The 8214-nt window shown below is 68.6% G+C and carries 10 protein-coding genes and 1 tRNA gene; 2 read left to right on the top strand and 9 right to left on the bottom strand.

Features of this window, described 5'->3' with window-relative positions; all coding sequences use genetic code 11:
• Nucleotides 1-276: 276 nt before the first annotated feature.
• Nucleotides 277-1551, top strand: coding sequence for an MFS transporter (locus EPN98_RS03885; protein ID WP_293360599.1), 1275 nt, complete (start codon nucleotides 277-279; stop codon nucleotides 1549-1551).
• Between the two features lie 81 nt (nucleotides 1552-1632).
• Here EPN98_RS03885 and EPN98_RS03880 read toward each other — a convergent pair whose 3' ends face one another.
• The 9 genes from EPN98_RS03880 to EPN98_RS03840 all read right to left on the bottom strand — a co-directional run bounded on the left by EPN98_RS03880 (nucleotide 1633) and on the right by EPN98_RS03840 (nucleotide 7899).
• Nucleotides 1633-2226 (bottom strand): phosphoribosylglycinamide formyltransferase, encoded by a 594-nt coding sequence (locus EPN98_RS03880; RefSeq protein ID WP_293360596.1) that lies wholly within the window; start codon nucleotides 2224-2226, stop codon nucleotides 1633-1635.
• Nucleotides 2223-3026, bottom strand: a complete 804-nt coding sequence (locus EPN98_RS03875; protein ID WP_293360594.1) for an MBL fold metallo-hydrolase — start codon at nucleotides 3024-3026, stop codon at nucleotides 2223-2225. Before EPN98_RS03875 ends, EPN98_RS03880 begins: the two co-directional genes overlap by 4 nt.
• Nucleotides 3023-3799: a TatD family hydrolase gene (locus tag EPN98_RS03870; RefSeq protein WP_293360591.1), complete on the bottom strand. Its 777-nt coding sequence runs from the start codon at nucleotides 3797-3799 to the stop codon at nucleotides 3023-3025. Before EPN98_RS03870 ends, EPN98_RS03875 begins: the two co-directional genes overlap by 4 nt.
• Nucleotides 3800-3809: 10 nt before the next feature.
• Nucleotides 3810-4811: a DNA polymerase III subunit delta' gene (locus tag EPN98_RS03865; RefSeq protein ID WP_293360588.1), complete on the bottom strand. Its 1002-nt coding sequence runs from the start codon at nucleotides 4809-4811 to the stop codon at nucleotides 3810-3812.
• Nucleotides 4804-5439 carry a dTMP kinase gene (gene tmk / locus EPN98_RS03860; protein ID WP_293360585.1) on the bottom strand — a complete coding sequence of 212 codons (636 nt, stop codon included), beginning with the start codon at nucleotides 5437-5439 and terminating at the stop codon, nucleotides 4804-4806. The genes EPN98_RS03865 and tmk overlap by 8 nt, the downstream gene beginning before the upstream one ends.
• A gap of 50 nt (nucleotides 5440-5489) precedes the next feature.
• On the bottom strand, nucleotides 5490-6512 hold the full coding sequence (locus tag EPN98_RS03855; protein ID WP_293360582.1) for a septal ring lytic transglycosylase RlpA family protein: 1023 nt from the start codon (nucleotides 6510-6512) through the stop codon (nucleotides 5490-5492).
• 201 nt (nucleotides 6513-6713) lie between these two features.
• Nucleotides 6714-6803, bottom strand: a tRNA-Ser gene (locus EPN98_RS03850).
• A gap of 59 nt (nucleotides 6804-6862) precedes the next feature.
• Entirely contained in the window at nucleotides 6863-7387 is a 525-nt protein-coding gene (locus EPN98_RS03845) for a TadE/TadG family type IV pilus assembly protein (RefSeq protein WP_293360579.1), read from the bottom strand.
• Nucleotides 7384-7899, bottom strand: coding sequence for a TadE/TadG family type IV pilus assembly protein (locus EPN98_RS03840; protein WP_293360576.1), 516 nt, complete (start codon nucleotides 7897-7899; stop codon nucleotides 7384-7386). The genes EPN98_RS03845 and EPN98_RS03840 overlap by 4 nt, the downstream gene beginning before the upstream one ends.
• Before the next feature lie 132 nt (nucleotides 7900-8031).
• Between EPN98_RS03840 and EPN98_RS24490 the strand changes: the two genes are divergently transcribed.
• A partial coding sequence (locus EPN98_RS24490) for a pilus assembly protein TadG-related protein (RefSeq protein WP_366558454.1) occupies nucleotides 8032-8214 on the top strand: 183 nt, incomplete at its 3' end.

Here is an 8214-nt window from a genome sequence, read left to right as displayed (position 1 = left end):
GCCGGTCCCGTCGAGCAGGATCGCCAACAACACGTCGCGCTGACCCGGCTTGGCCAGCATCTTGCCGATCAGGCCGTACATCGGCTTGTCCGCCGGCGTGTTCGCGACCGCGGCGCCGCCAAGGGCTGCGATGGTTGTTCCAAGGATCAGTTCTCGTCGTTCCAGCATGGCGCTCAGGCTCGTTCCGTAGAGACAGCATTGCAAGCGCCGCCGGACAGGTCATCAATCGGCGTCACGTGAGACGGGCGTCAGACCCGCCGCGCTGGGAGGAAGATCATGGCGCATTCCGACGGCGACGCGGACCTGAAGCGCGGCGGCTACGGCCTGCTCGTGCTGCTCACCTTCATGAACGTGCTGAATTTCGTGGACCGACAGCTGCTGTCCAGCTTCGCGAACTTCATCGTGCCCGACCTGAACCTGACCAATACCGAGTTCGGGCTGCTGACCGGCCTGGTCTTCATCGTCTTCTACGCTGTGGCGGGCGTGTTCATGGGGGCTCTGGCGGATCTTGTGCATCGGCCACGGCTGATCGCGAGCGCCATGTTCGCGTGGAGCGCCCTCACCGCCGCCTCCGGACTGGCCAAGAGCTTCATCGGCCTGGCGATCCCCCGCGTGTTCATCGGCGTGGGCGAGTCGGCGCTGACGCCCACGTCGATGTCGCTCATCGCGGATCGCTTTCCTCCGGAAAAACGGGGCTTTGCGTCGGGCTTCTACTACATGGGCGTACCCATTGGCGTGGGCGTGAGCCTGCTCATCGCCGGCGTCCTGGGGCCCGCGATCGGCTGGCGGAACTGCTTCTTCATGCTAGGCGCGGTGGGCGTCCTGTTCTCGCTGGTGGTCCTCACCGTGAAGGACCCCCGCCCAAAGCCCGAGACTCACGTCGCGCGGCCGAACATCGGCGCCCTGGTGAAGGTGTTCATGGGCGCGCTCAAGGGGTCGCCAGCGTTGCAGCTCACCATTCTCGCGGGCGTCTGCGTGCACTTCGTCCTGGGCGCGGCGGCGTTCGACCAGCTTTGGCTGGTGCGCGAGCGCGGCTTCGAGAAGGCCGAGATCGCCATCCTCAGCGGACTGATCTCCTGCGTGGCGGGCGTCGCGGGAAACCTGTTCGGCGGGGTCGCCAGCGACCGCTGGGTGGCCGCGACGGGACAGAGCCGGACCATGTTCATGGTCTGGCTGCTGCTCGCCTTGCTGCCGGTGAACCTCACCTACCGCCTGATCGAACCGGACAGCCCGATCTTCTGGGTGTGCCTGTCGGTCGCCTATTTCCAGCTTGGCGCGTTCTACGGGCCCACGTTCTCGGCGGTGCAGGAGCTCTGCCCGCCTGAGGTGCGCGCGACCGTCGTGGCCTTCTACATCATGTCGCTGAACGTTGTGGGCCTGGGCCTGGGCATCACGGGCAGCGGAATCATGGTGGATCAGCTGATCGCCCAGGGCGTGGCTCACCCCTACAGCTGGACGCTCTTCGCGTTCACCTGCCTCTCGGCCCTGGCGATCCCCTGCTACTTCGCGGCCCATCTCGCTGGACGGAAGGCCGCGCGGGCGCCCGCCTAGACCGCGTTGGGCGAAAATGGACGCCAGCTTCGCCCGACACGCCTGCGAAATCAAAGAGATCGAGCCTGTTCCGGACAGGCTCTAGGGCAGGGCCAGCTCTCCGGCCGCCAGGCGCTGCAGGGTCTCGACGAAGAAGATCGGCTCGGCCGCCTTCACGCGCGCTTCCAGCGCCTCGGCCGTGTCGCCGGGCTGCAGGGGCACGACGCGACGGTCGATCTCGGGGCCGTGGTCGTACTCCTCGTCGACGACGTGGATGACGACGGCGCTCTCGGTCAGGCCGGCCGCCACCACGGCCTGGTGCACGCGGGCGCCATACATCCCCTCCCCGCCGAACTGCGGCAGGGGACCCGGATGGATGTTGATGATCCGGCCGGCGTAACGCGCCAGGGTCCGGGGGCCCAGGCGGCGCAGGTAGCCGGACATCACGATGAGATCGACGCCGGCGTCGGCCATCGCCTGGGCCAACGCCGCGTCGGCGGTGTCCGGATCGGCGATCGTCGGGATCGCCAGCGTGGCGACTCCCTTCGCAGCGGCCCAGTCGAAGGCCGCGCAACTCTTCTTGTTGCTGACGACCAGCCGCGCTTCGGCGTCCAGGCGTCCGGCTGCAATGGCGTCGACGATGGCCTCGGCGCTGGAGCCGTTGCCCGAGGCAAGGAAACCCAGCCTCAAGGTCACAGCGCGTGCTCGAAGGTCATGCCGTCATAGGCCGGCTCGACCCCCGCCGGCAGCTCGGCGAGGAGTTGCGCGTAGTCGAGGTCGATATGCATGTTGGTCAGGATCGCACGCTTGGGCTTGGCCCGTTCGATCCATTCCAACGCCCGGTCGAGATGTGCGTGCGTCGGGTGCGGCCGGCGGCGGAGCGCGTCCACGATCCAGACGTCCAGGTCGGCCAGAGCCTCGAACGCCGCATCGTCCAGGCCCACCACGTCGCTGGAATAGGCGACGCCGCCGAACCGATAGCCGACCGAGCGCACGCCGCCATGATCCTGGTCGAAAGTGGTGATCGGGATCGCGCCCGAGGGGCCGTCGACGGCCCACGCGGTTCCGTGCGGCGGGATCAGCTGGCGGTCGCAGATGGCGGGATAGCCGCCCTCGCCTTCGAAGATGTAGCCGAAGCGGCGCATCATGGTGGTGTCGGTGGCGGCGTCCATCCAGCACGGGATCCGCGCCTGCTGGCGCAGGTAGAAGGCCCGCACATCGTCCAGGCCATGGACCTGGTCGGCGTGGTCGTGGGTGAGCAGAACGGCGTCCACGCGGGTGACGGCCGCCCGCGCCGTCTGGATGCGCAACTCGGGCGAAGCATCGATCAGGGCCGTAGTCTGCGGCCCCTCGCCCAGGCGGCGCACCAGCAGCGAACATCGCATTCGGAAGTTCTTGGGGTTGGACGGGTCGCAGTCGCCCCAGTCTCCGTCGGCTCTTGGCACACCGCCCGAGGAACCGCAGCCCAGGATCGTGACCTCCAGCGTGCCGCTCATGGTCGCGGGATCCGATTGAAGAGGTTGAAGAAGGCGTCCGTGGTCCTGGCGTCCGCCTCGTCCAGCGACCAGCCGCGGACTTCGGCCAGCTTGGCGAGCACGTGAGCGATGTAGGCCGGCTCGTTGCGGCGGCCCCGGTGCGGAACCGGCGCCAGGTAGGGGCAATCCGTCTCGACGATGATCCGGTCGCCGGGCATCTCGCGGATCACCTCCCGAACATCCTCGGCCGCCTTGAACGTGGCGATGCCCGAGACCGAGAACCAAGCCCCCATCGCCGCCGCGCGTCGGGCCAGGTCGGCGCCCGAGGTGTAGCAGTGCATCAGCAGGCGAAACGGGCCCCTGGCGTACTCGTCCTCGAGAATACGCCCCATTTCGTCGTCCGCCTCGCGGGTATGGACCACGAGCGGCAGACCCGTTTCGCGCGCGGCCACCACATGGACGCGGAACACCTGGGCCTGAATGTCCCGCGGGCTGAGGTCGTAATGGAAGTCGAGGCCGCACTCGCCGATGCCGACGACCCGCGGATCGGCGGCGAGGCGGATCAGCGTCTCCGCGCTGAGGCCGGGGTCCTCCTTGGCCTCATGCGGATGCGTGCCGACCGTGCACCAGATGTCGGGCTGGTCGGCCAGGGCGCGGACCTTGTCGAAGTTCGAGACCCGGTCCGAGATGTTGACCATCAGCCGGACGCCGGCCTCGCGGGCGCGGGCGATGACCGCGTCGCGGTCCTCGTCGAATTGCGGTGCGTGCAGGTTGACGTGGCTGTCGATCAGCATGGGGTCGTAGCTAGGCCCTGGCGGCCTGGCGGAGCTCCGAAAGGGCCGTGAACAGCGCGTCGGCGCGGTCGAGATTCAGCGCCTCCACCTCGCGCGGAAGCCGCTGGAGCGTCTCCCACGCCTGGGCCCACGGATCAAGCCGGCCGAACCCCTGGCTCGCCTGGTCGACCGACAGTCGATGCACCCGATCGGCAAGACGGGCGAACAGCAGGGCGAACTGAACCGGTCCCTCCCCGCCCCGGAACTTCTCGGCGATCGACAGCGCGCGGCTCTCATCCACCCGCGGCAGATCGGCCAGGAGGTCGCGGGCGGCGTCGTCCATGGCGAGCGCATTGGACGCCGCCAGCGAGAGCGCCAGCCCTGGCGCGCCGTCGGCCATCTCGGCCAGGCGCTGGGCCTCCTCATAGCCCAGGTCGGTGCGGGCGCTGATGAAGTCGGTCGTGGGGCCGATTCCCAGAGGCTGGAACGCCAGTCTGCGGCAGCGCGAGCGGATCGTGGGCAGAAGGCGACCCGGCGAGTGAGACGTCATCAGCAGGACGCCGCGCGGCGGCGGCTCTTCCAGCGTCTTCAGGATGGCGTTGGCGGCGTTGACGTTCAGATCGTCTGCGGCGTCGACGATGGCCACCCGGTGCGGGGCGCTGGCCGGCGACTTCGAAAAGAACTCGGCCAGCTTGCGCGCGTCGTCGACCGGGATGACCTTGCGCGGCTTGCCGTCGGGGCCCTCCCGCTCCAGGACCAGCAGATCGGGATGGCTGCGAGCGGCCACCTGCCGGGCGACCGGATGGTTGGGATCGACGCCCAGCACGCCATACTCGAGGTCGGCGGGGGCCCCAAGAAGACGACGCGCCGCGCGGTAGGCGAAGGTGGCCTTGCCTACACCTTCCGGGCCCGTAAGGAGCCAGGCGTGGTGCAAACGGCCCCGGGCGCGGGCCGCCTCGAAGGCCGCCTCCGCAGGGTCCTGGCCCTGCAGATCGTACACCTCGCGCGGATGCGGGACCTCGGCGTCAGCCATGGGCGGCCAGGCGCTCGGCGACCGCAGCCCAGACGGCGGCCTCGACGGCGTCCATCGCGCCGGCCGCGTCGATCAGCACGCAGCGGTCCGGTTCGCCCGCGGCGATGGCGCGAAAGCCCTCGCGCAGGCGCTCATGGAACGCCATGCCCTTGGACTCGAACCGCATCTCGCTTCCGGCCCGCGCATGGGCGCGTTCCAGCCCCACCTCGGCGGGCAGATCGAACACCAGGGTCAGGTCGGGCCGTGTGCCTTCGAGAATGTAGGTCTCCAGAGCCGAAATGAACCCGGGATCCACGCCTCCGGCCGCCCCCTGATAGGCCCGCGTCGAATCGGCGAAGCGGTCGCAGATCACCCAGGCCCCTCGCTCCACCGCCGGACGGATGACGCGCTCGATATGATCCCGGCGCGCGGCGTACATGAGGAGCGTCTCTGTCGTCGGACTCCAGCGGTCAGCCGAACCCTTCAGCACCAGCTCGCGGATGCTCTCGGCGCCGGGCGAGCCGCCCGGCTCGCGCGTGGTCACCACCTCGCGGCCCTCCACCGTCAGCCGGGCGGCCAGCCGCCGGACCTGGGTGGATTTCCCAGCGCCCTCGCCGCCTTCGAACGTGATGAACCGACCGCGTGCCACGCGGCCAAATTGGCCGGTTCGGAGGGTTTGTCTACCGCCCAGTCGCTGGGTCAGTGGAGGCGGACGACACGCGCCTCGCTGAAGCCGATCTCCGCAACCCGATCGCGCAGCGCGTAGGCCGCGGCCTCGTCGGCCGGCGCGGGCATAACGACGCGATAGAGCATCATGCCGTCGCGTTCGATGGTCTCGATGCTGGCGGCGCCCGCGCCCGAGAGTTGGGCCACCGCGCGCTGGGCGTTGACCTGACTGGAGAAGGCGCCCGCCTGGATCCTCAGACCTGGCGTCGCCGTCGCCTGAGCCAGGACGACCGGTTGGCTCGACGGCAACGGTCCCAGCGGCGCGCGCGAGATCTCCGAGCCGGTGACCGGAGGCAGCGTCTGCGCGCCGATCGGCTCGCTGCGGGCCATCGCGACGCGAGGCGCGGGCGCGGGCGCGCCGGCGGCGATCTCCATCAGGGGGTCAGCCGACGTGGCCAGCGGGGCGGCGGCCGCGGGGATCGCAGCCGCCCGCGTCGGGAGCGGCTTGGCGCTGGCGTAGCGCAGGCCGTCAGCCGGTCCCAATAGCGGCGCGGGCCCGACGTACCGCACGCGGACATTGGCCAGGCCCTGGCGATGGAAACCCAGCTGCACGGCCGCCTCACGCGACAGATCGATCAGTCGGTTGTCGACGAACGGCCCGCGATCGTTGACCCGAACCACCAGTTTCCGGCCGTTGTCGAGGTTCGTGACCTCGACCAGCGAGGGCAACGGCAAGGTCGTGTGGGCGGCCGAGACCGCATTCATGTCGAAGATTTCGCCGTTGGCGGTGGCCTTCAGGTGGAAGGCGTCCCCGTACCAGGACGCCACGCCGCGCCGGTCATAGTTAGGATCCTCCTGAGGGACGTACCAGACGCCGCCCACCTCGTAGGGTTTGCCCACCTTGCGGACGGCCGCCGTCGCGCCGGGCTTGTTCGAGGCGCTGCTCCCATGACTGGGGTAGCGGGGCTGCACCGATGCGCACGCCGCGAGCGAACCGCCCGCCAGCAGGATGATCGCCAGCCGCGCCGCCTGCCCGCCACGCTTGGAGTTCGCCATGTCCGCCTCCGACTCTCAGCCGGAAGGGTCGTCGGGGAACCTTGCAACAGGGTTAACCAGACCTTGCCCGATCGATTCGGTGATCTGTCCGATGGCCGATCTGCGCGTGCTCGAGCAGATGGGCGGGCCGCACCCAGTCACGGACATGCGCCGCCCTACGGCCGCGTCCTGCCCCACGATCCGGGCCGAGAGGCTGACGAGTGGCGGATGGGGTGGGATTCGAACCCACGGTGAGCTTTCACCCACGGCGGTTTTCAAGACCGCTGCCTTAAACCACTCGGCCACCCATCCGGAGCGGGGCTTCTAGAACATTCGCCGGTTCCCTTGAACCGGGAATTCAGGCCGCCCTCTCAGCCGGCGATCTTCTCCACCTTCTGGGTCAGGCGGGGACGCGCATAGGCATGCCGGGTGAAGCGGATGGTGTCGGGCAGGAAGAGGCCGAAGGTGGGCTTGTAGTCGTAGATCACGTCGGTGACGATCACGCTCTCGTTGGCGCCCAGGTAGCCGCTGGGCACGCTGGCTGGCGAGGAGCCGTTGTAATCCTTCTTGGCCGTCCAATCCTGAGACACGGTCCCCGTATCGTTCGCCGACAGGCTGGTCACCCGTTGCTGCAGCGTGGTGCGCGGGAACGGATGGATGATCGACAGGCTGGCGCTGAGAATGTCCTGCAGCTCGGCGTCGGTCACGGTTCGGCTCTGCGCCGTGATGTCCGCCATCACCGCAGCCATGTGAGCGACATTGCGCTGCACCTGATAGACCTGCAGCGCCTCGGCCGCCCCGATGTTCAGCACGAACAGCAGGGGGAAGATCAGGGCGAATTCGACGGCCGCGGCCCCCTGTCGGTCGGCCGCCATCCTTTTGAGGAAGCGGGTCAATCGAATGGCTCGTTCTTGAAGGCCGCACGGGCCGGGATGACGACGTTGGTCGGGCCGACACGCTCCAGGTTGCCCAGGAAGGGCGTGAGCAGCGGCCAGGTGTAGTTGGCCTTCACGATGATGATGTCGCCTGCGCCGCCCTTGTCGAACGTCCCGTCGGGCGCCTGGGCCGCCACCGCGTTGGCGTCGGAGAACTTCGCGTACTTCTTCACGCTGATGATCAGCCGATTGCGGCAATTGGTCAGACCGCCGCCGATGTGGCTGCAGATCTGATCCTCGAACGCCTGGGCCGAGGTCGCCGCGTCGTCTCGGCCTGTGCGAATGCGTCGGGCGGCGTCCAGGACAGCGGCGTCGACGCTCATCATCATCATGCCCAGCATGCCGACCTCGACGAGCGACAGCAGGGCGAAGAACAGCACCGGCGCCACGAAGGCGAACTCGACCGCTGTCGCACCCTGCTCGTCGCGCCGGAAACTGCGCGCGGCCCAAGATCTACGCGGGGAGCGAAACATGGCCCCAGATTGACGCCGTTCAGCAAACAATACGTCGGCAAGAATAGTAAACGCGACTTAACGTATTGGCCTAAAGGGCCGTTAGCCCTCCCGGCGATATTTCCGAGCCTGACGATCACTACTCCCGTCAGGATGATTGCAATGCGTAGGTCACTTCTCGCCGGATCCCGGCGGCTACTTCGCTCCTTCGACGATCGGGGCAACGTGGCTATCGTGGCGGCGCTGGCCATGGGCCCCATTTGCGTGGCCGGCCTGGGCGCCGCCGACCTGGCCCGCGCCACCAGCGCCAAATCGCAACTTCAGGACGCCCTGGAC

The organism is Phenylobacterium sp. (assembly GCF_004299445.1).
Classification (GTDB): Bacteria; Pseudomonadota; Alphaproteobacteria; order Caulobacterales; family Caulobacteraceae; genus Phenylobacterium.
This window is presented reverse-complemented; position numbering and strand designations above follow the sequence as displayed.

Coding starts and splice junctions, on each gene's coding strand:
- EPN98_RS03875 (WP_293360594.1), bottom strand. CDS start 3,026: ATGAGCGGCACGCTGGAGGTCACGATCCTGGGCTGCGGTTCCTCGGGC.
- EPN98_RS03855 (WP_293360582.1), bottom strand. CDS start 6,512: ATGGCGAACTCCAAGCGTGGCGGGCAGGCGGCGCGGCTGGCGATCATC.
- EPN98_RS03870 (WP_293360591.1), bottom strand. CDS start 3,799: ATGCTGATCGACAGCCACGTCAACCTGCACGCACCGCAATTCGACGAG.
- EPN98_RS03885 (WP_293360599.1), top strand. CDS start 277: ATGGCGCATTCCGACGGCGACGCGGACCTGAAGCGCGGCGGCTACGGC.
- EPN98_RS03865 (WP_293360588.1), bottom strand. CDS start 4,811: ATGGCTGACGCCGAGGTCCCGCATCCGCGCGAGGTGTACGATCTGCAG.
- EPN98_RS03840 (WP_293360576.1), bottom strand. CDS start 7,899: ATGTTTCGCTCCCCGCGTAGATCTTGGGCCGCGCGCAGTTTCCGGCGC.